The organism is Streptomyces sp. NPDC056600 (genome assembly GCF_042792855.1).
Classification (GTDB): Bacteria; Actinomycetota; Actinomycetes; order Streptomycetales; family Streptomycetaceae; genus Streptomyces.
In genome coordinates this window covers 26,527-51,418 of sequence record NZ_JBHTVQ010000051.1, presented here as the reverse complement: position 1 = coordinate 51,418, position 24,892 = coordinate 26,527, and the positions used below count along the sequence as shown (strand labels likewise).

The 24,892-nt window shown below is 72.4% G+C and carries 18 protein-coding genes and 1 pseudogene; 14 read left to right on the top strand and 5 right to left on the bottom strand.

The genetic code is table 11. The features are described 5' to 3' along the window. Positions 1 to 48: 48 nt before the first annotated feature. Positions 49 to 1,623, bottom strand: coding sequence for a family 20 glycosylhydrolase (locus ACFRAV_RS23550; protein ID WP_382558239.1), 1,575 nt, complete (start codon positions 1,621 to 1,623; stop codon positions 49 to 51). A 299-nt stretch (positions 1,624 to 1,922) separates the two neighbouring features. Between ACFRAV_RS23550 and ACFRAV_RS23545 the strand changes: the two genes are divergently transcribed. The 5 genes from ACFRAV_RS23545 to ACFRAV_RS23525 all read left to right on the top strand — a co-directional run bounded on the left by ACFRAV_RS23545 (position 1,923) and on the right by ACFRAV_RS23525 (position 6,175). Further along, complete coding sequence (locus ACFRAV_RS23545; protein ID WP_382558238.1) at positions 1,923 to 2,603, top strand: 2-oxo-4-hydroxy-4-carboxy-5-ureidoimidazoline decarboxylase; 681 nt, start codon at positions 1,923 to 1,925, stop codon at positions 2,601 to 2,603. A 137-nt stretch (positions 2,604 to 2,740) separates the two neighbouring features. Beyond that, positions 2,741 to 3,121, top strand: coding sequence for a succinate dehydrogenase, cytochrome b556 subunit (gene sdhC, locus ACFRAV_RS23540; RefSeq protein ID WP_108954701.1), 381 nt, complete (start codon positions 2,741 to 2,743; stop codon positions 3,119 to 3,121). An 8-nt stretch (positions 3,122 to 3,129) separates the two neighbouring features. Further along, complete coding sequence (sdhD, locus tag ACFRAV_RS23535; protein WP_382558231.1) at positions 3,130 to 3,627, top strand: succinate dehydrogenase, hydrophobic membrane anchor protein; 498 nt, start codon at positions 3,130 to 3,132, stop codon at positions 3,625 to 3,627. Between the two features lie 20 nt (positions 3,628 to 3,647). Next, the gene (gene sdhA / locus ACFRAV_RS23530; protein WP_382558230.1) at positions 3,648 to 5,402 is read left to right on the top strand and encodes a succinate dehydrogenase flavoprotein subunit; all 1,755 of its coding nucleotides are present in this window, start codon (positions 3,648 to 3,650) and stop codon (positions 5,400 to 5,402) included. Further along, positions 5,402 to 6,175: a succinate dehydrogenase iron-sulfur subunit gene (locus ACFRAV_RS23525; RefSeq protein ID WP_382558229.1), complete on the top strand. Its 774-nt coding sequence runs from the start codon at positions 5,402 to 5,404 to the stop codon at positions 6,173 to 6,175. The genes sdhA and ACFRAV_RS23525 overlap by 1 nt, the downstream gene beginning before the upstream one ends. Positions 6,176 to 6,459: 284 nt before the next feature. On the opposite strand, the gene ACFRAV_RS23520 is transcribed toward ACFRAV_RS23525, so the two are convergent. After that, entirely contained in the window at positions 6,460 to 7,383 is a 924-nt protein-coding gene (locus ACFRAV_RS23520; RefSeq protein ID WP_382558228.1) for a L,D-transpeptidase family protein, read from the bottom strand. Positions 7,384 to 7,609: 226 nt separating this feature from the next. Between ACFRAV_RS23520 and ACFRAV_RS23515 the strand changes: the two genes are divergently transcribed. The 3 genes from ACFRAV_RS23515 (at position 7,610) to ACFRAV_RS23505 (ending at position 13,514) form a co-directional block, all read left to right on the top strand. Continuing rightward, positions 7,610 to 9,190 carry a methylmalonyl-CoA mutase family protein gene (locus tag ACFRAV_RS23515; RefSeq protein ID WP_351110446.1) on the top strand — a complete coding sequence of 527 codons (1,581 nt, stop codon included), beginning with the start codon at positions 7,610 to 7,612 and terminating at the stop codon, positions 9,188 to 9,190. Positions 9,191 to 9,660: 470 nt separating this feature from the next. After that, positions 9,661 to 11,145, top strand: coding sequence for a glycosyltransferase family 29 protein (locus tag ACFRAV_RS23510; RefSeq protein ID WP_382558227.1), 1,485 nt, complete (start codon positions 9,661 to 9,663; stop codon positions 11,143 to 11,145). Then, positions 11,142 to 13,514: a glycosyltransferase gene (locus ACFRAV_RS23505; RefSeq protein ID WP_382558226.1), complete on the top strand. Its 2,373-nt coding sequence runs from the start codon at positions 11,142 to 11,144 to the stop codon at positions 13,512 to 13,514. The genes ACFRAV_RS23510 and ACFRAV_RS23505 overlap by 4 nt, the downstream gene beginning before the upstream one ends. 74 nt (positions 13,515 to 13,588) lie before the next feature. Here ACFRAV_RS23505 and ACFRAV_RS23500 read toward each other — a convergent pair whose 3' ends face one another. After that, positions 13,589 to 14,935: a polysialyltransferase family glycosyltransferase gene (locus tag ACFRAV_RS23500; RefSeq protein ID WP_382558225.1), complete on the bottom strand. Its 1,347-nt coding sequence runs from the start codon at positions 14,933 to 14,935 to the stop codon at positions 13,589 to 13,591. Then, a complete protein-coding gene (locus tag ACFRAV_RS23495) occupies positions 14,932 to 15,912 on the bottom strand; it encodes a glycosyltransferase family 2 protein (RefSeq protein WP_382558224.1) in 981 nt (326 codons plus the stop codon). Before ACFRAV_RS23495 ends, ACFRAV_RS23500 begins: the two co-directional genes overlap by 4 nt. A gap of 198 nt (positions 15,913 to 16,110) precedes the next feature. Between ACFRAV_RS23495 and ACFRAV_RS23490 the strand changes: the two genes are divergently transcribed. The 4 genes and pseudogenes from ACFRAV_RS23490 (at position 16,111) to ACFRAV_RS23475 (ending at position 20,298) form a co-directional block, all read left to right on the top strand. Then, positions 16,111 to 17,448 carry a DUF6716 putative glycosyltransferase gene (locus tag ACFRAV_RS23490; RefSeq protein WP_382558237.1) on the top strand — a complete coding sequence of 446 codons (1,338 nt, stop codon included), beginning with the start codon at positions 16,111 to 16,113 and terminating at the stop codon, positions 17,446 to 17,448. Continuing rightward, positions 17,445 to 18,174, top strand: a pseudogene (locus tag ACFRAV_RS23485) (acylneuraminate cytidylyltransferase family protein); the annotation flags it as partial. The gene ACFRAV_RS23490 and the pseudogene ACFRAV_RS23485, both read left to right, overlap by 4 nt. Positions 18,175 to 18,261: 87 nt before the next feature. Next, a complete protein-coding gene (locus ACFRAV_RS23480) occupies positions 18,262 to 19,215 on the top strand; it encodes an N-acetylneuraminate synthase family protein (protein ID WP_382558223.1) in 954 nt (317 codons plus the stop codon). A 51-nt stretch (positions 19,216 to 19,266) separates the two neighbouring features. Further along, a complete protein-coding gene (locus ACFRAV_RS23475; protein WP_382558222.1) occupies positions 19,267 to 20,298 on the top strand; it encodes a hypothetical protein in 1,032 nt (343 codons plus the stop codon). Between the two features lie 105 nt (positions 20,299 to 20,403). Here ACFRAV_RS23475 and ACFRAV_RS23470 read toward each other — a convergent pair whose 3' ends face one another. Next, a complete protein-coding gene (locus ACFRAV_RS23470) occupies positions 20,404 to 21,747 on the bottom strand; it encodes an APC family permease (RefSeq protein WP_382558221.1) in 1,344 nt (447 codons plus the stop codon). Between the two features lie 416 nt (positions 21,748 to 22,163). Between ACFRAV_RS23470 and ACFRAV_RS23465 the strand changes: the two genes are divergently transcribed. Both ACFRAV_RS23465 and ACFRAV_RS23460 read left to right on the top strand, forming a co-directional pair. Further along, entirely contained in the window at positions 22,164 to 23,420 is a 1,257-nt protein-coding gene (locus ACFRAV_RS23465; RefSeq protein WP_382558236.1) for an amidohydrolase, read from the top strand. Positions 23,421 to 23,697: 277 nt separating this feature from the next. Beyond that, the gene (locus tag ACFRAV_RS23460) at positions 23,698 to 24,729 is read left to right on the top strand and encodes a BMP family protein (RefSeq protein ID WP_382558220.1); all 1,032 of its coding nucleotides are present in this window, start codon (positions 23,698 to 23,700) and stop codon (positions 24,727 to 24,729) included. The last annotated feature ends 163 nt before the right edge of the window (positions 24,730 to 24,892 follow it).

The following is a 24,892-nucleotide window of genomic DNA, read 5'->3' as shown; positions in this document are numbered from 1 at the left end:
CACCGGAGGGGGAACATACGTCCGACGGCGCCGTGCCGTCCAGGGAATTCAGTCGAGGCTGTCCGCCAGCTGCTGGAACTCCGCCCAGCTCAGCGAAGGTTCGCGCCGGTCCCACAGTTTCTGCGAGGTCGCCCGCAGCGGCATCCGCAGCCCCGCCGCGACCTGCTCCTGGGTCTGCGCGTTGGGCCGGTCGCCCCAGACGGCGAACGAGCCGCCGAGGATCTGGGCGTCGTACCGCTGGGGCACCGCGGTCGAGCCGCGCACGACCAGCGGGGTCCACTCCTCGTAGATCCGCTGCCCGGTGGGGTAGACGAAGGTCTGCGGCTCGCCGAGCACGTAGTAGAGGTACTCGTCGTTGTAGTTGATGAGCTTGCGCCCGTTCTCCAGGAACTCGACGGGCTCCCGCGCGCCGATCTCCTTGCCGGTCCAGTACGCCACCTGGATGTCCTGCGAGGGCTCCACCGCGCCCCCGTCGAAGAACCCGTCGTTCCAGGCGCGCGGGGTGCGGTTCAGCTTCTTCACGGTGGCGGCCCGGTCGTTGAGCCATCCGGTGGTCAGGTCCTCGACCGTGCCGTCGGGGCCGTACTTCTCGCGGGCCGCGGCGGCCAGGCCCGGGTAGGTGGCCTCCGGATCACTCGCGAGGAGCGCCACGTACTCGTCGGACCCCAGGTGCCACTCGGTGCCGGGGAAGACCTCGGCGTACTCCTGGATCAGCTCGTCCACGATCTTCCCGGCGGCCGGCTTGGAGATGTCGATCGCGCCCGCGGCCGGCCGGCCGTTCGCCTTGTACAGCTGGAGGTCCGGGTGGGCGTCGAGCACCGCGCCGAGGTGCCCGGGCGAGTCGATCTCCGGGACGATCCGCACGTGCAGGCTGCGGGCCAGGGCGACGATCCGGTCGACCTCGGCCTTGGTGAGGTGCGGGTTCGTCACCACCTCGGAGTGGCTGCTCGACTCGACGCGGAAGCCCTGGTCGTCGGAGAAGTGCAGACCGAGCTCGTTGTACTTGAGGTCGGCGATCTCCCGGACGCGGGCCTCGATCCAGTCGGCCGCGTAGAACTTCCGCGCGATGTCCAGCATCAGGCCCCGCTTGGGCTCGGCCGGCTCGTCGCGGATCACGCCCTCGGGTACGCCGCCGCTCCCGGCCACCGCCTGCTTGAGCGTGCGCGTGCCGTAGAAGACGCCGGCCTCGGTCGGCCCGCTGACCACCGCGCGGCCGCCGTCGACGGTCAGCCGGTACGACTCCGGGTTCGCGCCCTGGCCGCCGCCGGCCTCCAGGCGCAGGTCACCGGGCTTGCGGTCGCGGGCGCTCTTCTCCCCGGCGTAGGTCATCCCGAGCTCACGGGCGACCAGCCGCCCCTCGTCGGCGAGGCCGTCGTCGTTGACCACCACCCGGGCGGTCTTCGCCGGCCGCCAGCCGGGCCCGTCCGCCGCGGTGTACTCCGTGACGGCGGGGATGACCCGCGGCGGCCCGGACACCGGCGTGGGGGAGGCGGGCGCCGCCCGGGTGCCGGCGGGGGTGCGGCTGCCGGGCGACCCGTCGTGGCCGGCCGGCCAGAGGTTGTAGGCCAGGACGGCCGAGCCGGCGGCGACCACGGCCGCCGCCGCCCAGCGGGCCTGCCTCATCCGCCTCACCCGGTCGGCCGAGCGGCGGTGACTGCCGTGCTGCGGACTGTTCGCGGAATGACGACTGTGCTGGCTCACCGTGCCAACGTAAGAGCGATTCGTCCGGATCGCCCGCCGACGCGCGGCGTCCACCCGTGGGTCGTTCGTCTCTCCTGCGGGTGAAAGACGCGTATTCGGCTACCGCCTCCGTGGTCGCACCGCTACCGTGTGTCCACAACTCCCACATCGTCCGCGCATCGTTCCCGCCGACCACATCCGGCGCCCCGACCAGGCGCCCCGGAACCCGCCGAGGACTCCCGCTGCCTTCGCCACGCATCCCGGAACAGGGCCGCGCCGCGCCCGACGGCCTGGAGCGGTTCAACCGGGCACCCGCGACAACCGCCCGGCACCTTCTGGCCCGCTGCCTGCGCAACCGCCGCTGGGCCGGCCGGATGGCCTCCCACCGGCCGTACCCGGATCTCGCGTCCCTGCTCGCCGCCTCCGACGAGGCGGCCTACGACCTCTCGCCCGACGATCTGCTGGAAGCCGTCCGCGAGGAGTGCCGGATGCTCCGGACGGACGAACTCGCCCGGACCTTCCTCGCGGCGGACGACCCGCTCGCGGCGGCGGCCCTGCCCGCCACGCCGGGCGGCGGCGGTCTGTGGTCCGAGCAGCAGCTGAGGGTGGTGCGCTCGATGCCGCGCGCCGCCCGTACGGCGGTGCGCGCCGCCTGGGTGGCCTACGAGCAGCGGTTCGGGCACGGCTTCGTGCTCTCGCTGGACGGCGTGGACCCGGAGGACGCCCTGAACCACCTGCTCACCACGGTCCGCAGCAGGCTGGCCCTGGCCCCGGAGGACGAGCGGGTGGTCGCCGCCGAGGAGCTGCGGCAACTGGCACGCGAACGACTCACCCGACTGATTCGTTCCGATCGCCCGGATGATTTCGATCCGAGTTGTGCCGAATTCCCCCCCTTCGCACCCCCGCTGGGACTACCGGTTTGATCACATCGGCAGGGCTGCGCTAAAGGTTCCGACAGCACGTCGCTACGATGGCCGGGGCCGGTGGACCGTACCCGGCCGGGCCCGTCCGACAGACAAAGCCGGCGAGGCCCCAATCCCCGCTCCCGGAGGGTTCTTCCGTGCCGGCTGGAACGCTTTACCGCGGACGGGAAGGAATGTGGTCGTGGGTGGCTCACCGAGTCACCGGCGTGCTGATCTTCTTCTTCCTGTTCGTCCATGTGCTCGACACCTCTCTCGTGCGTGTCTCCCCGGAGGCCTACGACGAGGTCGTGGCCACCTACAAGACGCCGCTCGTCGCGCTGCTGGAGTACGGCCTCGTCGCCGCGATCCTCTTCCACGCGCTGAACGGCCTGCGCGTCATCGCCGTCGACTTCTGGTCGAAGGGCACCCGCTACCAGAAGCAGATGCTCTGGGCCGTCGTCGGCGTCTGGGTCGTGCTGATGATCGGCGCGCTGTACCCCGTCCTCGGTCACGCCGCTCGTGAACTCTTCGGGAGCTGACGCGAAGCATGTCGAACAACACCGTCAAGACTGACACCGCTTCGGGCATCGGCCCGGTCGAGGAGGCGGGCGCCTCCCTGTACTCCGCCGACAACCCGGCCCCCGTGATCGAGCCCCCGCGCAAGCGCACCAAGAAGACCGGCAGGGCCACCCGGGGCAACTTCGAGCTGTACGCCTGGCTCTTCATGCGCCTGTCCGGCGTCGTCCTCGTCGTCCTGGTCATCGGCCACCTGCTGGTGCAGCTGGTCCTGGACGGCGGCGTGCAGAAGGTCGGCTTCGCCTTCGTGGCGGGTCGCTGGGCATCGCCGTTCTGGCAGGTCTGGGACCTGCTGATGCTGTGGCTCGCCATGCTCCACGGCACCATCGGCCTGCGCACGATCATCAACGACTACGCGGAGCGCGCGAACACCCGTATGTGGCTCAAGGGCCTCCTCTACACCGCCACGGTGTTCACCATCCTGCTGGGCACGCTGGTGATCTTCACCTTCGACCCGAACATCCGCTAGATCCGGGGCTGCAGACTTCCATGAAGATCCACAAGTACGACACCGTCATCGTCGGCGCCGGCGGCGCCGGCATGCGCGCCGCCATCGAGGCGACGAAGCGCAGCCGCACCGCCGTGCTGACGAAGCTCTACCCCACCCGCTCCCACACGGGCGCCGCGCAGGGCGGCATGGCCGCCGCGCTGGCGAACGTGGAGGAGGACAACTGGGAGTGGCACACCTTCGACACGGTCAAGGGCGGTGACTACCTGGTCGACCAGGACGCCGCGGAGATCCTGGCGAAGGAGGCCATCGACTCGGTCCTCGACCTCGAGAAGATGGGCCTGCCGTTCAACCGGACCCCCGAGGGCCGCATCGACCAGCGCCGCTTCGGCGGTCACTCCCGCAACCACGGCGAGGCCCCGGTCCGCCGGTCCTGCTACGCCGCGGACCGCACCGGCCACATGATCCTCCAGACGCTGTACCAGAACTGCGTCAAGGAGGGCGTGGAGTTCTTCAACGAGTTCTACGTCCTGGACCAGCTGCTCACCGAGGTCGACGGCAAGCAGGTCTCGGCCGGCGTCGTCGCCTACGAGCTGGCCACCGGCGAGATCCACGTCTTCCACGCCAAGTCGGTCATCTACGCCTCCGGCGGCACCGGCAAGTTCTTCCGCGTGACCTCCAACGCGCACACCCTCACCGGTGACGGCCAAGCCGCCGTCTACCGCCGGGGCATCCCGCTGGAGGACATGGAGTTCTTCCAGTTCCACCCGACCGGCATCTGGCGCATGGGCATCCTCCTCACCGAGGGCGCCCGCGGCGAGGGCGGCATCCTCCGCAACAAGCACGGCGAGCGCTTCATGGAGAAGTACGCGCCGGTGATGAAGGACCTCGCCTCGCGTGACGTCGTCTCGCGCTCCATCTACACGGAGATCCGCGAGGGCCGCGGCTGCGGTCCCGAGGGCGACCACGTCTACCTGGACCTCACCCACCTGCCGCCGGAGCAGCTGGACGCCAAGCTGCCGGACATCACCGAGTTCGCGCGCACCTACCTCGGCATCGAGCCCTACACGGACCCGATCCCGATCCAGCCCACCGCGCACTACGCCATGGGCGGCATCCCCACCAACGTGCGGGGCGAGGTCCTCGCCGACAACACCACGGTGGTCCCCGGTCTGTACGCGGCCGGCGAGGTCGCCTGCGTGTCGGTGCACGGCGCCAACCGCCTGGGCACCAACTCGCTGCTGGACATCAACGTCTTCGGCAAGCGGTCCGGCATCGCCGCCGCGGAGTACGCGCACAGCGCCGACTACGCGCCGCTGCCGGAGAACCCGGCCGAGTTCGTGATCTCCGAGGTCGAGCGCCTGCGCAACGCCACGGGCAGCGAGCGGGTGGCCGACATCCGCCGCGAGCTGCAGGACACCATGGACGCCAACGTCATGGTGTTCCGCACCGAGCAGACGATCAAGGCCGCCGTGGACAAGATCGGCGAGCTGCGCGAGCGCTTCAGGAACGTCTCGATCCAGGACAAGGGCAAGCGGTTCAACACCGACCTGCTGGAGGCCGTCGAGCTGGGCAACCTGCTGGAGCTGGCCGAGGTCATGGCCGTCTCCGCGCTCGCCCGCAAGGAGTCCCGCGGCGGTCACTACCGCGAGGACTACCCGAACCGCGACGACGTCAACTTCATGCGCCACACGATGGCGTACCGCGAGGTGGCCGAGGACGGCTCGACGAGCATCCGTCTCGACTACAAGCCGGTCGTTACGACCCGCTACCAGCCGATGGAGCGTAAGTACTGATGGCAACCCCGACCCTGGAGAAGACCGACGGCGGCGCCGAGCCCGGTTTCGCCGACTCCCCGTACATCACGGTCACCTTCCGCGTCCGCCGCTTCAACCCCGAGGTCTCGGCCGAGGCGGAGTGGCAGGACTTCACGCTGGAGATGGACCCGAAGGAGCGCGTGCTCGACGGTCTCCACAAGATCAAGTGGGACCTGGACGGCACGCTCACCTTCCGCCGTTCCTGCGCGCACGGCATCTGCGGCTCCGACGCGATGCGGATCAACGGCAAGAACCGCCTCGCGTGCAAGACGCTGATCAAGGACATCAGCCCCGAGAAGCCGATCACCATCGAGGCCATAAAGGGCCTGACGGTGCTCAAGGACCTCGTGGTCGACATGGAGCCGTTCTTCCAGGCCTACCGCGACGTGATGCCCTTCCTGATCACGAAGGACACCAACGAGCCGACGCGCGAGCGTCTGCAGTCCGCCGAGGACCGCGAGCGGTTCGACGACACCACCAAGTGCATCCTGTGCGCCGCGTGCACGTCGTCCTGCCCGGTGTTCTGGAACGACGGCCAGTACTTCGGTCCGGCCGCGATCGTGAACGCCCACCGCTTCATCTTCGACAGCCGTGACGAGGCGGGCGAGCAGCGCCTGGAGATCCTCAACGACCGTGACGGCGTGTGGCGCTGCCGCACCACCTTCAACTGCACGGACGCCTGCCCGCGTGGCATCGAGATCACCAAGGCGATCCAGGAGGTCAAGCGCGCGCTGATCACGCGTCGCATCTGACCCCGGCTGCCACCCGGCAGAGCCGTACGACGAGGGCCCCGCACACACCGTGCGGGGCCCTCGTCGTCGTGGCGTGCGGGGCGGGGGTGACACTTTCCGACCGGGTGGCGCTGAGGGAAGTGGGCCGACTGGTCATCGGCCGTCGCGGGAGCCAGGAGTTTCCCCCCGTACATCTGGCTCTCGCACCTCGCGCGGGCGGGGCACGTTCCCCCTGCCCCGCCCGCGCACTCCTCTCTCCGCACTCTCCTCACCTCGCCGCTCCGCCCGGTGACCGGCGTCCGCGGCTAACGGTGGACGACCACCTTGTCGCCCTCGCGGACCACCGCGAACAGCTGTGCGATCAGCTTCTCGTCCCGCACGTTGACGCAGCCGTGCGAGGCGCCCGCGTAGCCGCGGGCGGCGAAGTCGGGCGAGTAGTGGACCGCCTGGCCGCCGCTGAAGAACATCGCGTACGGCATCGGCGAGTCGTACAGCGTCGAGACGTGGTGCCGGGACTTCCAGTAGACGGTGAACTCGCCCTCCCGGGTGGGGGTGGCGACGGAGCCGAAGCGGACCGCCATGTGGGAGACCGTTTTCCCGTCCACCATCCAGCGCAGGGTGCGGGTCGTCTTGTCGACGCACAGTACCCGGCCCTTCAGGCAGCGCGCGTCCGGCAGGCCGGGCTCCTGGCCGCCCATCAGGAACAGCTCCCACTGCCCCGGTTCGGCGGTCATGTCCAGCAGGCGCTGCCAGCTGACGGAGTCCATCCGGCCGGTGCGGGGCAGCCCGCGCTTGTCCTGGAAGCCCTCCACCGCCTTCTCGGTGGCCTTGTCGTACACGCCCGTCGGCCCCTGGAACAGCCAGGCGATCTGCCGCAGCCGGGCCTGGAGCTCCCGGACGTCGCGTCCCTCGTCGCCCGGCTTCCACAGCACCTTCGCCGGGGCGGGAGCGGGCGAGGCGGTCTCCCCCGAGGACGCGGAGGGCGAGGGCGAACGGGACGGCGCCGGGGACCGGGTGGCGGGCGCCGCGGACGCGGCGTCGGCGGGCGCCGGGGCGGCGGAGGCCCGGGGCGCGGCGTTCCCGTCGTCACCGGTGGCCCCGGTCCACGCCGGTTCGCTGCCCGGCTCCACGGAGCAGCCCGCCACGGCGGCCGCCATCGCGGCCACCGCCGCGGCGGCCACAGGCCACCTTCGCGTGCCGCGTTCCGTCGTTCCTGCTGTGCGTGTCATCGCGCCGACCCCCGTCGTGTGTGCGCCGTGCTGTCCCGTTGTCGTCATGCTCCCCGCCGCGGCGGCCGGCCGAACCAGGGCTCACCCAGGCGTGTTGTGAGCAAGGTCCCAGCGTGTGCCCCTCCACCGACCGCGCGCCCGCCGCTACAGTCCGTGGCAGGAGCCGCATTTACCGGCGAGTAACCCCAGTGGTCAACCCCCCAGCAAGGACGCGGAGGCACATTCCATGGCGCGCGAGTCGGAGTCCGGACTGCCCATCGAGCCGGTCTACGGGCCGGGCGCCCTGGAGGGCTGGGATCCCGCCGCCAAACTGGGCGAGCCCGGATCGTATCCCTTCACCCGCGGCGTGTACCCCTCGATGTACACGGGCCGTCCGTGGACCATGCGGCAGTACGCGGGCTTCGGCACCGCCGTCGAGTCCAACCAGCGCTACAAGCAGCTGATCGCCAACGGCACCATGGGCCTGTCGGTCGCCTTCGACCTGCCCACCCAGATGGGCCACGACTCGGACGCCCCGATCGCCTCCGGCGAGGTCGGCAAGGTCGGCGTGGCGATCGACTCCATCGACGACATGCGGATCCTCTTCGGCGGCATCCCGCTGGACAAGGTGTCCACGTCGATGACGATCAACGCCCCCGCCTCGCTGCTGCTCCTGCTCTACCAACTCGTCGCCGAGGAGCAGGGCGTGAGCGCGGACAAGCTCACCGGCACGATCCAGAACGACGTGCTCAAGGAGTACATCGCCCGCGGGACGTACATCTTCCCGCCCAAGCCCTCGCTGCGGCTGATCGCGGACATCTTCAAGTACTGCAAGGCCGAGATCCCGAAGTGGAACACCATTTCGATCTCCGGCTACCACATGGCCGAGGCCGGCGCCTCGCCCGCGCAGGAGATCGCCTTCACCCTGGCCGACGGCATCGAGTACGTCCGCACCGCGGTCGCCGCCGGCATGGACGTCGACGACTTCGCGCCCCGCCTGTCGTTCTTCTTCGTCTCCCGCACGACCATCCTGGAGGAGGTCGCCAAGTTCCGCGCGGCCCGCCGCATCTGGGCCCGGATCATGCGGGACGAGTTCGGCGCGAAGAACCCGAAGTCGATGATGCTGCGCTTCCACACGCAGACCGCCGGCGTCCAGCTCACCGCCCAGCAGCCCGAGGTCAACCTGGTCCGCGTCGCCGTGCAGGGCCTGGCGGCGGTGCTCGGCGGCACGCAGTCGCTGCACACCAACTCCTTCGACGAGGCCATCGCGCTGCCCACCGACAAGTCGGCCCGCCTGGCGCTGCGCACCCAGCAGGTGCTCGCCTACGAGACCGACGTGACGGCGACCGTCGACCCGTTCGCGGGCTCCTACGTCGTCGAGCGGATGACCGACGAGCTGGAGGAGCTGGCCGTCGGGCTGATGGAGAAGGTCGAGGAGATGGGCGGCGCGGTCTCCGCCATCGAGCGCGGCTTCCAGAAGTCCGAGATCGAGCGCAGCGCCTACCGGATCTCGCAGGAGACCGACGCGGGCGAGCGGGTCGTGGTGGGCGTCAACCGCTTCCAGCTCGACGAGGAGGAGCCCTACGAGCCGCTGCGGGTCGACCCGGCGATCGAGGCCCAGCAGGCGGAGCGGCTGGCCCGGCTGCGGGCCGAGCGCGACCAGGGGGCGGTGGACGCCGCCCTCGCCGCGCTGAAGAAGGCGGCGGAGGGCGAGGACAACGTCCTCTACCCGATGAAGGACGCGCTGCGGGCGCGGGCGACGGTCGGCGAGGTCTGCAACGCCCTCCGCGACGTCTGGGGCACGTACATCCCCTCCGACGCGTTCTGATTTCCGGGGGCGGTCCCGACGGGCCCGCACCCCGGCTCGGCTCGTCCCGCGCGCGGCCTCGCGGCCGGGGGAGCGGGACCTTCAACTGCCCCATCCCGTGCTGCGGGCGGCTGGGCCGCCCAGGGGGCGATGGGGGCACCCCCTGCTCGAGCGGAGTCGAGAGCTTGGGGGAGGGCGGGCGCAGGCGGTGAGGTCGCACGTGAGGGCTCGCTCCACGCCGCGTGAGCGCCTCCGCCGCACGCGGCGGTTCCCTCGTGCCGTGGCACGTGACCGCCCTGCCGCGCAGCGGTACAGCGCCCGGACCCCCAGGGCCCCGCAGGGGGAGTTGGCCCCGCCGTCACCCCCGCGTCGGCCCCGGTTCCCACCATTCGCCCCGACGTCCGCGCGCATTCACCCGTCCGACGTTTTCCCTTCCTAGCGTGCTCGCAGAACCCGACAGGTGACAGCGAGCGGCAGCAAGCAGGAGTGGCATGACGGCGGTCGAGGAGAGACGTCCGGGCACCAGAGGCGCGGGGCAGCTGGAGGACTGCCTCGCCGCCTGCGCGGTGCACAGCGGCAAGTTGGTCGGCAGCGTCGACCGTCGGCGCGGTGAGCTCGCCGAGGAACTGCGCAAGCTGCTCGCGCTGTGGAGCATGCGTCCGGCCGGCCAGGCGGCCCCGCAGGGCGCCTCCGGCGCGGCGGCGGTGCTGAAACGGGTGGTGAAGGGCGGCTCCGCCGGGACCCGGCTCACCAACGACGTGCTGGACGCGCTGATCGCCGTCGCCGACAAGGCGCTGCGCTGCGACTACGACGACGAGCGCCGCCTCGCCGAGCTGATCGCCGACACCGTGCTGGGGCTGCGCGAGAACTCCCGGGCCGGCTGGCGGCTGCGCGCCCGCGTGACGGAGGCGAGGGGCGACGAGCCGGCCGCCGTCGCGGCGTACACCCGCTTCCTGGAGCTCACCAGCAACGACGGCACCGGCATCGCCGCCAAGGTGACCGGCCTGCGCACCGCGGCCGACCGCGAACGCGACCTGCTGGACCTGCTGGGCCGCACCCGCCCCGGCGCGCAGACGCTCGCCGCCCGGCGTTCCGCCACCGAACTGTGGGCCGAGGGCCTGGAGCTGCGCGCCCGCGGCGCCCGGGACGAGGCGGAGGACCTGCTGGTCGCCGCCCTGCTGGCGCACGCCAGCTCCGGCGCCCCGGTTCCCGACCGGCAGCGGCTGCTGGCCGGTTACGTCGACCTGCGCGTCGAGGACGCCCGCACCGGCGGCGACCCGCGGGGGACCGGCGCGCTCACCGAGCTGGCCGCCCTGTGGTCCGAGCAGCACCGCACCCGACGGCGCGGCCCGGTCGCCGACCCCGCCATGGGCGGCGTCACCTGGCTGAGCCTCGGCGAGTTCCGCAACACGATCGCGGGCCGCTCGGTGTGCCTGGTCGCCAACTCCGGCCGGGCCGGCTCCAGCGGCCTGGGCCGGGAGATCGACGACTACGACCTGGTGGTCCGGTTCAACTCCTACCGGATCGACCCGGCCCACACCGGCAGCCGGACCGACATCCACGCCACCATCCACAAGCACGGCTTCAACTGGGACAAGCCGGTGACCACCCGGCTGGTCTTCGGCGGGCTCTCGCACGAGTGGAAGTACTCGCTGCGCAACCGCCTGGTGCCCGGAGCCCAGGAGTACCTGGGCGACGAGTCGCTGCGCTGGCCGCTGCGCAACATCGGCAAGGCCGGCCCCGAGGAGTGGCCGGCCATCCCCACCACCGGCTTCAACATGCTGTGGCTGCTGGACTTCCTGGACGTCAACCCGGTGATCGACCTGATCGGCTTCGACTTCTACGAGAGCGGCGCCTACCGCGTCGACGCGGCGATGAAGCTGCCCATCACCACCGTCCACGAGTACACCAGCGAGAAGGATTGGGTCCTCGCCCGGGCCCGCCGCGTGACCGACACGAGGATCTCCCTGCGATGACCGCCACCCTCCCCGACCTGACCGCCGAGGCCCGGCAGACCTCCCCGCGGGCCGGCGCCGTGCCCGACACCGCCGCGCACGCGCTCACCGGCCGGCGGCGGATCGCCTTCGCCGCCTACGTCGACGAGAACTACCTGCCCGGCTTCCTGACCCTGCTGCGCAGCCTCGCCCTGACCAACCCGGGCGTGTGCGAGGACTTCGTCGTCCTCTACGACGACCTGCGGCCCTCCTCCGTCGCCCGCATCCGCGCCCTGCACCCGCGGATCGTGCTGCGCCCGGTGGACGCGGAGCACTACGACTCCTACGCCAAGGGCGACCAGCACAACTACCTGGTCCGCAAGGCCTACTTCATCCTCGACGTGTTCCGCATCCGGGACTACGACACGGTGATCACCCTGGACACCGACATGGTGGTCCTCGGCGACCTGGGTGAGCTGCTGCGACTGCGCGAGGGGCTCGCGGCGGTCCCGCAGTTCTTCCACGGCCGGCACAAGCTGAACTCAGGGCTCCTGGTCATCCAGCGCGAGTACCTGTCGGACGCGTTCTGCGCCCGGATCGACGAGACCGGCCGCACCGGCGCGTACGAGCTGGACAAGCACGACCAGGGCGTCCTCAACGCCGTCCTGGACGGGGAGTTCACCCGCCTCGACGCGCGCTACAACTTCGTCAAGCGGCGGCTCTCCGGCGACCTGGAGGTCCCCGACGACGTCGCGATCCTCCACTTCACCGGCCGCCACAAGCCCTGGCAGGGCGGCGAGGCCGGCTACACGCGGGCGGAGGAGCGCTGGCACGAGTACGCGATGACGGACGACGAGTTCCGGGCCGCCTTCGCCGCGCTGCCCGCCGGGGCCGGCGTCCACCACGACCTGCTCGTCCACCTCGGCACCGCCCACGTGGAGCGCACCGGGGACCCGGAGACCGCCCGCCGGGTGGCGTCCGCGCACATCGCGGCGGGGGAGTACCAGGAGGCCGTGGACGTCCTCGGCCGGGTCCGGCTCACCGTTGACGACTCCGCGGGCCACGAGGTGCTCGGCCACGCCCTGATGAGCGTCTCCCGGTACGAGGAGGCCCGCACCCACCTGCTGCTGGCCGCCGCCGACCCCGGCCGGGCCGCCGTCGCCTGCGCCCGGCTTGCCCAGATCGCCTGGGTGCACGGCCGGGACGACGAGGCCCGGCGGCACGCGAACACCGGCCTGTCCGTCGACCCGACGCACCGGCCCAGCCGCATCTGGGCCGAGCGCACCCGCCCCGGCGCCGCGCTGCCCGGGCAGCAGCAGGGCGCGCCGGAGGACCAGCTCGCCCACGTCGCCTTCTACATGGAGCGGCAGGGCAACGCGGGCGACAAGCTGCTCCCGGAGAGCGTGCGGCAGGCATTCGGCGCCGACACCACCTCCCGGCGCTGGCATCCCGTCCACGCCCACCGACTCTTCGACAAGGCGGCCCTGGAGCGGGTCAACGCCCGCCGCGGCCTGGTGATCGGCGGCGGCGGCCTGTTCATCCCCGACACCATGCCCAACGGGGCCAGCGGCTGGCAGTGGAACGTCTCCGACGAGGCGCTCCGCGCGATCGACGTGCCGATCGTGGTGTACGCGGTCGGGTTCAACGCCTTCGACGGACAGTCCTACCGGGCCCGCCGGTTCGCCGAGAGCCTGCGCCTGCTGGTGGAGCGGTCGGCCTTCTTCGGGCTGCGCAACCACGGCTCCATCGAGAAGGTCCGCGCGATGCTGCCGGAAGCCCTGCGGGACAAGGTGCGCTTCCAGCCCTGCCCCACCACCGTCGCCCGGCACATCGTCCCCGGCTGGACCGACCCGGTGCGCCGTCAGGACACCGTTCTGCTGAACGCCGCCTACGACCGCGCGGGCCTGCGCTTCGGCCACGACTACGACCACTTCCTCGCCGAGACGGCCAAGGCGGTGCGCGCGATCGGCGAGCGCGCCGAGGTGCGCTGCGTGGCGCACGCGCTGGAGGACGAACGGATCGCCTTCGACCTGCGGCGCGAGCACGGCATCTCGCTGCCGGTGATCCCGATGTACGACTACGACAACGACCGGATACGGGAGACCTACGCGGACACCCGGCTGGTGATCGGGATGCGCGGCCACGCGGGGATGATCCCGTTCGGCCTCGGCACGCCGATCGTCAGCCTGATCTCCCACCCGAAGATGGCGTACTTCCTGCGGGACATCGGCCGCCCCGAGTGGGGCGTGTCGGTCCACGACCGTGACCTCGGCGCGGTCCTCACCGAGCGGGCGCTGGGCATCCTCGACGACCACGACGCCACCGTCGCGGACGTCCACGCCCGTCAGGCCGAGCTGTGGGAGGTCACCCGGGAGAACGCCGCGCGGATCAAGGCCCTCCTGGACCGCTGAGGTCCGGCGCACGACGCCTGAGGGGCCGCCCACCGGGGGCGGCCCCTCACGCCGTCCTGGACGTGCCGTGCCGCTCAGAGCGCCCGCGGCCGGCGCGCCCGCAGGGACCGGGCCCTGCGGACGGCGCCGCGGAGGGTGCGGCTGCGGGCCAGGAAGGTCAGGCGGTCCGGGACCCCGCCCGGCAGGGCGAGGCCGGTCAGGCGGCGGCGCTTGAAGTAGCGCAGCCACCGCGCGTCCTGGTGCCCCCTGAGGAACCGCTCGGCCTCCGGGCGCAGCGCGGGGTGGATCCTCGGCTGCATCGCGAACCCCACCGCCCGCACCAGCTCGCCGAGTTCGTCGACGGTCATGGACGCCCGCTGCTCGCGGACCGCGTCGGCGTCGTCGAGGTCGGGCAGCAGGGCGTCGACCACGGTCACCGGGATCCGGTTGCTGTTCTCGTACGGGCTCAGCCGCTCCAGCAGCAGGCCGGTGCGGGCGCGGGCCACCGGGATGCCGTGCAGGGCGGAGGCGGTGAGCAGCGCGGTGGAGAAGCAGCCGGCCACCAGCGCGGGCCGGATCCGCCGGAACAGCACCTCGGCGAGGACCGGCGCGTCCAGCACGGTCAGCTCGGCGCCCAGGCGCTCCGCCTCGTCCACCACGGCGCGGTGCCAGGCGGCGGGCGCGGTGGGGTGCGGCTTGAAGACCAGGGACCGGTGGCCGAGGGCGACCGCGCCGCGCACCAGCCGCAGGTGCAGGTCCTCCTCCTCCTGGGGGGTGAGGATGTTCAGCGCCGACAGGTACTGCCCGAGCAGCAGGGCCGGACCCTCGGGGAGCGCGGGCAGGTCGTCCGCCCGCTCGGCCAGTTCGTCGAGGACCTTGCCGAACGCGTCCGTGGGGACCAGTTCGGCGGGCACGCCGAACTCGGTGAGCAGCAGCGGCCGCAGGCCCGGCACCAGGTCCAGGTGCAGGACCCGGGTGACGCGGGTGCCGACCAGGGGGTCCAGCTTGATCCGGGTGGGGCCGTAGCTCATCAGGCCGTCCGCGTACACGGTCAGCGGGGCGCCGTGGAAGATCTGTGCCACCCCCAGCGCCGGCTGGGCCTGGACCGACTCCACGGCCAGCTCCACGTCGTCGTCGCCCAGGCCCCAGGCGAGACGGAAGTGGCGCTCCCACAGGACGGTGTCCTCCTCGCGGGGCGACCAGCCGGACGGGTGGAACGGGGCGATCGCCTCGTTCCAGGAGCGGACCTCGTCGAAGCGCCCGCGCAGCGCGGCGAAGCCGGGGGCCTCGTCGAGGGCCGGGGTGGTCTCCGGCACGGCGGCGTTGTTGGAGACCAGCAGGACGCGGCGTCCGGCGTCCTGGCCGAAGCAGCCCGCGTCCAGGGCGGCGGCCAGGGTGGCGGCGCCGTAGAGGGTCGAGGCGAGGAAGATCTGCGTGGTCACGCGGCGGCTCCCACGGCCGGGCGGCGGCGCAGCCGGCGCAGCCGGGTCGCGCGTTCGGCGTCCATCGAGTCCAGGGTGTGCTCCAGCACGTCCTGCGGCATGCGGCGCAGCGCGGCCGCGCTCAGCGCGCGCAATTTCCGGCCCACTTCCGGCTGATATCTGCCGTCCGCGTCGGCGGCGAGATGGTGGTGCATCATCGCGCAATAGGTGCGCACCACCTTCGGCAGGAGTTCTTCCCCGTCCGGGTCCTCGGCGGTTTCCGCGAGCACCAGATCGAATGCGCGCAGGAAATCCAATTGGCGTTCGTCGCCGATTCGGGTGAGCGAGGACGCCACGCCGCGGCGGTAGAAGACGCCGTACAGGTTCAGCACGGCGAACGAGTCGGCCCCCCGGTGCATCCGCCACGTCCACAGGCGGTCCTCGCAGGTGTGCAGGCCTTCGGTGAACCGGAGCAGGCCGCGGTCCTCCAGCCGCCGGTGGTAGACGTCCGCCCACACGAAGGGGTGGTCCACGGACGTCGAGCGGTCCGCGGGGAGGATCGCCGACCGAGGGCTCATGACCCGGCCCCGGCGCCCGTGCGGCACCCGCTGGACCACGCGTTCGCGCCCCGTGGAGCGGACGTGGTCGGTGCGGACGAAGTCGCAGCCCAGGTCGTCCATGGCCGCGACCAGCCGCCCGTAGTGGCCGGGGACGAGCCAGTCGTCGCCGTCCAGGAAGGTCACGTACCGGCCGCGCGCCGCCTCCAGTCCGGTGTTGCGCGCGGCGGCGATGCCCCGGTTGCGCTCGTGCCGCAGCAGTCGCGCGCCCGGCAGGCGGCGTTCCGCCCGTTCCAGCAGGTCGGGGGTGTCGTCGGTCGAGCAGTCGTCGACCAGCAGGATCTCGACGTCGGGTCCGGTATTTGCCTCGAGGCTCCTCAGGGTGTCGGGCGCGTACTGCCGCACGTTGAAGAAGGGAACGATCACGGAGAGCTTGACCACGCCTTCGACGCTAGGCGCTCGTCCGGCCCGCGTTCTTATCCCTCGGTGGACTTAGGGTGAACAGGGGCCGGAAAGGACGTGAACCGTCCTTCTCCGAAATGCTCCCACCGGCCGATTGGTTTCGCGGCGGCTTTCTGTTCACCGTTTGTTGCCGTGCGGTTGGGCCGGGCCTCGGAATGCCTTTCTAGCGTTCCTGGTGTGTCAGCACGCACTACGCAAACGTCAGCAGCCGCTCCGCTGCGGGTCGCGGTCCTCGCGGACTCCGACACCCGGTGGAAGTGGGGCGCCCTCACCGCACGGCGGCTCGCGCCGGCCGGCCGGGAGGTCCGCCTCGACGGCCGCCTCCTGCGCGGCCGCGCCACGCCCACCCCGCGCCAGCTCGCCGAGGTCGGCGTCGAGGCCGACTCCCTGCGCGAGGTGAGCGCCGTCGAGTTCCTGCGCGCCGCCTCCGAGGAGCGGTACGACGTGGTGGTGCTCGCCCTGGTGGGCGGCGGCGTCCAGGCCATGCTGCACGGACTGCGCCACGTGTGGGGCGCCCGCGCCGAGAGCCGACGGCCCGTGGTCGTCACCGGCTACGTCGGCGTCGTCTACGAGAAGCTCGCCGACGGCCTGCTGCTGCGCCACGGCGCCGACCTGGTGCTCGCCAACTCGACGCAGGACGCGGACCGTTTCCGCGCCGTGTACGAGGGAGTGGGCGCCGATTCGGACGCCGTCACCGAGGTGGCGCTGCCCTTCCTCGGCGGCGAGCCCTACCGGGGGGAGAGCCAGGACCGGCCCCGCACCGTGGTGTTCGCGGCCCAGCCCTCCGTGCCGGAGACCCGCAAGGACCGCGTGTACCTGCTGGAGCGGCTCATCGGGCACGCCCGGCGGCACCCGGAGCGCGAGGTCCTCCTCAAGCTCCGCTCCCGGCCCGGCGAGCACACCACCCACATCGAGGAACTGCCCTACCAGAAGCTGGTGCAGCGCCTGGACCGGCCGTCCAACTTCCGCCTCGTCTACGGTCACATGGGTGAGGTCCTGGACCGCACCGACCTGCTGGTGACGGTGTCCTCGACGGCGGCCCTGGAGTCCCTGCACCGCCGCATCCCCACCGCGGTCCTCACCGACCTCGGGGTGCGCGAGGCGCTCGGCAACCACCACTTCACCGGCTCCGGCATCCTCGCCTCCTTCCACGAACTGGACGCCGGGCACCTGCCGGTCCCGGACGAGGAGTGGCTGGCCCGCCAGGGAGTGGCGGCCGACGGCGGCTACCAGCACGCCTACGACGCCGCCCGCGAACGCCTCGCCGAGCTGCTCGGGACGCCCCGGCTGCCGCCGCTCGACCCGTACTACACGCACCGCACCGCGCCGGGCTACCTGCCCGGCATCCTCGCCCGCCACCACCTGGCCCCCGACGGGGCCCCGCTGTCCGGCGCACCCGTCGCCGACCGCGCGCCCGGCCCGCTGCGCCGGGCGGTGCGGGAGACCGCGCGCGGCGCCTACCGGCACGGGGTGCAGCGAGTGGCCCCCCTGATCCGACGCCTGGGAGAGCTGTGAACACCCCGACCACCCCGCCGGCCCCCGGCCGCCACGTCCTCGCGGTGATCCCCGCCCGGGGCGGCTCCAAGGGGGTCCCCGGCAAGAACCTCGCCCCGGTCGCCGGCGTCCCGCTGGTGGTCCGCGCGGTGCGGGCCTGCCTCGCCGCCCGCCAGGTCACCGCCGTGGCCGTCTCCACCGACGACCCGGCCATCGCCGACGCGGCCCGCGCCGCGGGGGCACAGGCGGTGCTGCGCCCCGCGGCCATCGCCGGGGACACCGCCACCTCCGAGTCCGCCGTCCTGCACGCCCTGGACGCCCACGAGGCGCTCACCGGCACACCCGTCGACGTGGTCCTCCTCGTCCAGTGCACCAGCCCGTTCCTCACCGCCGAGGACGTCGACGGCGTCGCCGCGGCGGTGGCCGAGGACGGCGCCGACACCGCGGTCACCGTCGCCCCCTTCCACGGCTTCCTGTGGCGCGACGACGCCACCGCGCGGGCCACCGGACCCGGCGGGCACGGCGTGAACCACGACAAGGCGTACCGGCCGCGCCGCCAGGACCGTCCCCAGGACCTCCTGGAGACCGGCGCCGCCTACGCCATGGACGCGGCGGGTTTCCGCGCCCACCTGCACCGCTTCTTCGGCCGCACCGAGCTGGTCCGCACGGACCCCGCCCGGGTGCTGGAGATCGACGACCCGCACGACCTCGCCCGCGCCCGCGCGTTGGCGCCGCTCCTCGACGACGTCGCCGACCCGGCCGGCCCGGCCGGCCGCGGCCGTTCCGACCACCCGATCCACGACCTCGCACGCACCAGGTAAGGAAGTCCCCCGCATGAACAGCACCACCACCCTCACGTCCGTCGGCGCCATCAACTCCCGCCTGCGCGCCTTCGGTTCGCGGCTGGTCGGCACCGGGCAGCCGGTCTACGTCACCGGTGAGATCGGCATCAACCACAACGGCGACCTCGACAACGCCATCCAGCTGATCGACGCCGCCGCCGACGCAGGCTGCGACGCCGTGAAGTTCCAGAAGCGCACCCCCGAGATCTGCACCCCGCGCGACCAGTGGGACATCGAGCGCGACACCCCCTGGGGCCGGATGACCTACATCGACTACCGCCACCGCGTCGAGTTCGGCGAGGACGAGTACCGCGCCATCGACGAGCACTGCAAGGAGCGCGGCATCGACTGGTTCGCCTCCCCGTGGGACACCGAGGCGGTCGCCTTCCTGGAGAAGTTCGACCTCCCCGCCCACAAGGTGGCCTCCGCCTCCCTCACCGACGACGAGCTGCTGCGCGCCCTGCGCGCCACCGGCCGCGCGGTGATCCTCTCCACCGGCATGTCGACGCCCAAGCAGATCCGGCACGCCGTCGAGGTCCTCGGCTCCGAGAACATCGTGCTCTGCCACGCCACCTCGACCTACCCGGCCAAGGCGGAGGAGCTCAACCTGCGGGTGATCAACACGCTCCAGCAGGAGTTCCCCAACGTCCCGATCGGCTACTCCGGCCACGAGACCGGCCTGCAGACCACGCTCGCCGCGGTCGCCCTCGGCGCCGTCTTCGTCGAGCGCCACATCACCCTCGACCGCGCCATGTGGGGCTCCGACCAGGCCGCCTCCGTGGAGCCGCAGGGCCTGGCCCGCCTGGTGCGCGACATCCGCACCATCGAGGCGTCCCTCGGCGACGGCGTCAAGAAGGTCTACGAGTCCGAGCTCGGCCCGATGAAGAAGCTGCGCCGCGTCGCCGGCGTGGTCGCCGAGGCCGAGGTCCGGGCGCCCGCCGTCTGAGCGCGGCGCCCTCCCACCCCCACCCCCACCGACAGGACGGCTGGTCAGCCCATGAGCACCGTGAGCACCGAGAGCCCGCGCACGCTCGCCTTCGTCGAGAGTCCCGTTCAGCTGCTCAACGTCATGGAATGGGCGGCGCACGCCCGCGAGCGCGGCGTCGGGCTGGTCGTCCTGTCGCCCACCGACCCGATGAGCCGGGGCCAGCTGCGGCGGATGTCCGAGCTGGCCCGCGGCGAGGGCCACGACGTCCGCTGGGAGGAGGCCCGGGGCGGCGCGCTGGCCCCCTTCAAGACCGTCGGAGGGCTCACCGGCCCGCTGCGGCGGGCGGAGCGGATCGTCGTCGGCGACCCGTTCTCCCGCTACGTGCAGCTGCTGCTGGGCATCGCGCCGGCCCGGGACCTGGTGGTCGTCGACGACGGCACCGCCACGCTGGAGTTCACCGCGCAGCTGGTGCGGCGCGAGCCGCTGGTGCGGTGGCACCGGCGCGGGGCGCGACCCTCGCCGCGCGACCTCGCGCTCGCGCCCGTCTCCCGCTACGCGCGGCGGCGGCTGACGCCCCGGGAGCGGCGGCGGGTGGAGATCTTCACCGCCATGCCGCTGGCGGAGGTCCCCGCGGACGCGGTGGTCACCGTCAACGACTTCGCCTGGACCCGGGCCGCCTTCGGGCCGCCCACGGTCACCGAGGGGGCCGACCTGGTGGGGACGTCCCTGGTCGAGACGGGGGTGGTGGACGTCGAGGCGTACATGGCGGCGGTGGGGCGGCTCGCGCGGGAGCACGGGGTGCGGCGGTACTTCGCGCACCGGCGCGAGAGCGCGGAGAAGCTCCACCGGATCGCGGTGGAGAGCGGGTTGTCGGTGGTGCGGCCGGACCTGCCGCTGGAGCTGATCGCCCGGCGCGGGCCGATCGCCCGCACGGTGCTGAGCTTTCCCTCCACCGTGCTGCACACCCTGCCGTCCACGCTGGCCGGCACGGGGGCGCGTGTGACCCCCTGCCCCATAGACCCCACCTGGCTCACCCCCCGCACCACCCCCACCGCCCACCGCTTCCTCACCACCATCACCCCACCCGCCGCAGCGGCCTGACCCCCGCCTGTGGGCGGCTGGGCCGTGCCGGCCCCCCGGGACGGGCCCCGTGCGGAGGGACCGTGCGGTGGGGGAGAGGCCGGGCTTCGCTCTGGGCAGGTCCGGTCAGGCGGTGGCCTCGCGGCGGCGGCGTACCGTGGCGACGCCCGCGAGGGCGAGGCCCACGCCGAGGACGATCGCGCCCCGCGCCCACACCTCCGCCTCCACCTGCGTCGCGAGCAGCACACACGAGGCGACGCCCAGCACCGGGACCACGGACGGCGCCCGGAAATGCCCGTCGGACGACTCACCCTCGGGGTCCCGCCGCCGCAGCACCAGCACCGCCGTGTTGACGACCAGGAAGACGATCAGGAGCAGCAGCACCAGCGTGGAGGCCAGCGACTCCACACTGCCGGTGACGGCGAGCAGGATCGACAGCGCCGTCGTCGCGGCGATCGCGGCCCACGGCGTCCGCCGCTCGGGCAGGACCCGCGCCAGCACCGACGGCAGCAGCCCGTCACGGGCCATGCCGTAGGCGAGGCGGGAGGACATGATCCCGGTCAGCAGCGCCCCGTTCGCCACCGCGACCAGCGCGATCGCGCCGAACAGCCACCCGGGGACGCCGCCCGCCGCCTCGACGACCTCAAGCAGCGGCCCGCTGGACCCGGCCAGCCGCTCCGTCGGCACCGCGGCCGAGGCGACCACGCCGACCGCGACGTACACCACGCCCGCGGTGAGCAGCGCGCCGAACAGCGCCCGGGGGAAGGAGCGCCGCGGGTTCGCCGTCTCCTCGGCGACGTTGGCGGAGGTCTCGAAACCGACGAAGGAGTAGTACGATAGGACCGCGCCGCTCAGCAGCGCGCCCCAGGCGCCGTGCTCGGCGGTGCCCAGCCGGGTGAGCCGGGAGGGGTCGCCGTCGCCGCGCAGCACCAGCCACGCGCCGAGCCCGACGACCAGCAGCAGACCGCCCACCTCGATCACCGTGGCGACCACGTTGCCCGCGGTGGACTCCTTGATGCCACGCGCGTTGACCAGCGCGAGGAGGAAGAGGAAACCGATGACCACCGGCACCACCGGCAGCGGCACGAACTCGGCGAGGTAGTCGCCGGCGAAGCCGCGGGCCAGCGCGCCGACCGAGACGATGCCGGCGGCCAGCATGCAGAACCCGGTGACGAACCCGACGAACGGCCCGTACGCCCGGTTGGCGTAGTGCGACGCGCCACCCGCACGGGGGTACTTGGTTGCCAGTTCCGCATAGGAGGCCGCGGTCAGCAGGGCGAGGCCCAGCGCCAGCAGCAGAGGGGCCCACACCGCGCCGCCGGAGTCGGCGGCGATCTCGCCGACCAGCACGTACACGCCTGCGCCGAGGACGTCGCCGAGGATGAAGAAGTAGAGCAGCGGGGTGGTGAGCGCCCGCTTCAGCGGGGTGTCCGCCGTGGCGGCGGGCTGCGGTGGGGTGACAGTGGCCATGCCCCCGCGTGTCCCCCGAACCGCGCCCCGCACGCCTGACGGGGCGACGGATGCGTCCCGATGGGCGGACCACGACGGCGTGATTTCGGCCATGCGTGGTAACCGTGGAGCAAGGCCCACCGCGCCGGGACGTCCGGACGGAGCGGCTTCTCGGGATACGCCGGAAAAACGGTCGAGCATACCCACAGGAGGAGTCGCGCAACCGTCGGGCGGCCCTGTTTTCGTCCCCCGGCGGGCTGATCTTTTGCCGATCGACGGGCGCGAAGCCGCCCAGCAGCCCTACCCTGCAGAGGGTGAACCAGTTGAAGTCCAGAGAGTCCGAGGCCGACCCGGCGGACACCGCCGAGGAGGCCGTCGCAGCCGCCGGTGACGCCGCCGTCGCCGCGGCCGAGGGCGCCCGGGTGGCGCAGACCGCCGTGACCGTCGCCGAGGCGGCGCTGCCCGGAGCCGCGCTGCCGGGCACGCTTCCCGACGACCTGCGCGCCGAACTGATCGCCTTCCGCCGTGACATCCACATGCACCCGGAGCTCGGCAACCAGGAGTTCCGCACCACCAAGGCGATCAAGGCCCGCCTGGAGCGGGCCGGCCTGCGGCCGCGGGTGCTCGCGAGCGGCACCGGACTCGTCTGCGACATCGGCGTGGAGGGCGCCACCGCCGCCTACGAGGGCACGTCCGCCCCCGTCGAGGCGGGCCTGCGCGGCATGCTCGCGCTGCGCGCCGACATCGACGCGCTGCCCATCCCGGACATGAAGACGGACTGCGCCTACCGGTCCACCGTGCCCGACCGCGCCCACGCCTGCGGCCACGACGTGCACACGACGATCGTGCTCGGCGCCGGCCTGGTGCTCGCCGAGCTGCACCGCCAGGGGCGTCTGCCGCGCCCGGTGCGGCTGCTGTTCCAGCCGGCCGAGGAGGTCATGCCCGGCGGCGCGCTCGGCGCGATCGCCGACGGCGTGCTGGAGGGCGTCGGCCGGATCGTCGCGGTGCACTGCGACCCGAAGGTGGAGGCCGGCCGGATCGGTCTGCGCACGGGCGCGATCACCTCGGCCTGCGACCGGCTGGAGGTCGCCCTGGACGGCCCCGGCGGCCACACCGCCCGCCCGCACCTGACCACCGACCTGGTGACGGCCGCCGCGCGCATCGCGGTGGACGTGCCGGCCGTGGTCGCCCGCCGGGTGGACGCCCGCAGCGGGCTGTCGGTCACCTGGGGCCGCATCGAGTCCGGCCACGCCCCCAACGTCATCCCGCAGCGCGCCGAGCTGTCGGGCACGGTGCGCTGCCTGGACCTGGCCTCCTGGCGCGAGGCGGCCGACCTGGTGCACGCCGCGGTCGACGAGATCGCCGCCCTGCACCGCGCCAAGTCGGAGATCACCTACGTGCGGGGTGTCCCGCCGGTGGTGAACGACCCGGACGTCACCGACCTGCTGTGGGACGCCATGACCTCGCGCCGCGGCGCGGAGTCGGTGGAGGGCACCGAGCAGAGCCTGGGCGGCGAGGACTTCTCCTGGTACCTGGAGGAGGTCCCCGGCGCGATGGCCCGCCTGGGCGTGCGCACCCCCGGCGACCGCCTGGTCCGCGACCTGCACCAGGGCGACTTCGACGTCGACGAGTACGCGATCACGGTCGGCGTGGAGCTGTTCACCGCGGCGGCCCTCCTGGACGCCGGCCGCTGAGCCCCGCCCGTCCGCCCTCGTCCGTTACCTCCGGGAACCTGCCATTCCTGTTACTGCCCCGTAACCCTCGGGTGACCGATTTGGGCCGACCTCGGCACGGTTCGATAACAGCCGCGTAAGTGAAGTTCCCCTGGGGTTCTACGCGCGTTACTGTCGCAGCGGTTTCGCCATGGGAGCGGGCCGGCAAGGCGGAGCGGGCCGGAGACGGTGCCGTGAGTTCGAAGGGGTGCTTGCAGTGCGTCTCATTTCTCGTAGGAACAGGATCACCCGCGCAGCGGTGACCGTCGCTGTCGTGGCGCTGGCCGCCGCCGGTTGCGGCGAGAGCAGCAAGTCCGCCTCCACGGGCGGTGACAAGGAGTCGGGCAAGTACTCCGGCAAGGGCATCGGCCTGGCCTACGACATCGGCGGCGAGGGCGACCAGTCCTTCAACGACGCCGCGCACTCCGGCTTCCTGAAGGCCGACAAGGACTTCGGCATCGGCGGCAAGACCTTCGAGCCGGCCGACGGCGAGGGTGACGCGGACAAGGTCCAGCGCCTCGAGTCGATGGCCAAGCAGGGCTACAACCCGATCATCGGCGTGGGCTTCGTCTACGGCCCGGCGATCAAGGAGGTCGCGGCCAAGTACCCCGACACGACCTTCGGCATCATCGACGACGCGTCCGTCGAGGCCAAGAACGTCGCCTCCATGGTCTTCAGCGAGGAGCAGGCCTCCTACCTGGCCGGCGTCGCCGCCGCCAAGGCCTCCAAGAGCCACACCGTCGGCTTCATCGGCGGCGTGGACATCCCGCTGATCCACAAGTTCGGCGCGGGCTTCGAGCAGGGCGCCAAGGCCGCCGACCCGAAGGTCAAGGTCATCAAGAAGATCCTGACCTCCACCCCGCAGGAGGGCGGCTTCTCCAGCCCCGACAAGGGCCGTGAGGCCGCCAACGGCCAGATCGAGCAGGGCGCCGACGTGGTCTACCACGCCGCCGGCCTCTCCGGTCAGGGCGTGATCTCCGAGGCCGCCAAGAACAAGGTGTGGGCCATCGGCGTCGACTCCGACCAGTACGCGCAGGACGCGCTGAAGGAGTACAAGGACTACATCCTCGGCTCCGCCACCAAGAACGTCGGCGGCGCGGTCTACGAGCTCGCCAAGTCCGTCCACGACGGCAAGCCGCTGAGCGGCACCATCCGCGGTGACCTTAAGACCGAGGGCGTCGGCTTCTCCGACACCAACCCGAAGTACCAGGCCATGACCGAGGTCGTGGAGGCCGTGAACAAGGCCAAGCAGGACATCATCGACGGCAAGGTCACCGTCAAGACCTCCTGACCCCAGGGATGCCGTGCGCTGCGCCCCTCGCCCCCGGTGAGGGGCGCAGCGCTGTCACCCCGCGCCGGGCCTCGGCCCGGTCGCCGGTCCGGATGACGCCGGCAGGGTGCTCCATCGCACCCGCCGGATCGTTTCTCCGAAACATCTACGCGCGTTACTCTGG

Coding starts and splice junctions, on each gene's coding strand:
- ACFRAV_RS23520 (WP_382558228.1), bottom strand. CDS start 7,383: ATGACACGCACAGCAGGAACGACGGAACGCGGCACGCGAAGGTGGCCT.
- ACFRAV_RS23505 (WP_382558226.1), top strand. CDS start 11,142: ATGACCGCCACCCTCCCCGACCTGACCGCCGAGGCCCGGCAGACCTCC.
- ACFRAV_RS23470 (WP_382558221.1), bottom strand. CDS start 21,747: ATGGCCACTGTCACCCCACCGCAGCCCGCCGCCACGGCGGACACCCCG.
- ACFRAV_RS23475 (WP_382558222.1), top strand. CDS start 19,267: ATGAGCACCGTGAGCACCGAGAGCCCGCGCACGCTCGCCTTCGTCGAG.
- ACFRAV_RS23525 (WP_382558229.1), top strand. CDS start 5,402: ATGGCAACCCCGACCCTGGAGAAGACCGACGGCGGCGCCGAGCCCGGT.
- ACFRAV_RS23510 (WP_382558227.1), top strand. CDS start 9,661: ATGACGGCGGTCGAGGAGAGACGTCCGGGCACCAGAGGCGCGGGGCAG.
- ACFRAV_RS23480 (WP_382558223.1), top strand. CDS start 18,262: ATGAACAGCACCACCACCCTCACGTCCGTCGGCGCCATCAACTCCCGC.
- ACFRAV_RS23515 (WP_351110446.1), top strand. CDS start 7,610: ATGGCGCGCGAGTCGGAGTCCGGACTGCCCATCGAGCCGGTCTACGGG.
- sdhA (WP_382558230.1), top strand. CDS start 3,648: ATGAAGATCCACAAGTACGACACCGTCATCGTCGGCGCCGGCGGCGCC.
- sdhD (WP_382558231.1), top strand. CDS start 3,130: ATGTCGAACAACACCGTCAAGACTGACACCGCTTCGGGCATCGGCCCG.
- ACFRAV_RS23550 (WP_382558239.1), bottom strand. CDS start 1,623: ATGAGGCAGGCCCGCTGGGCGGCGGCGGCCGTGGTCGCCGCCGGCTCG.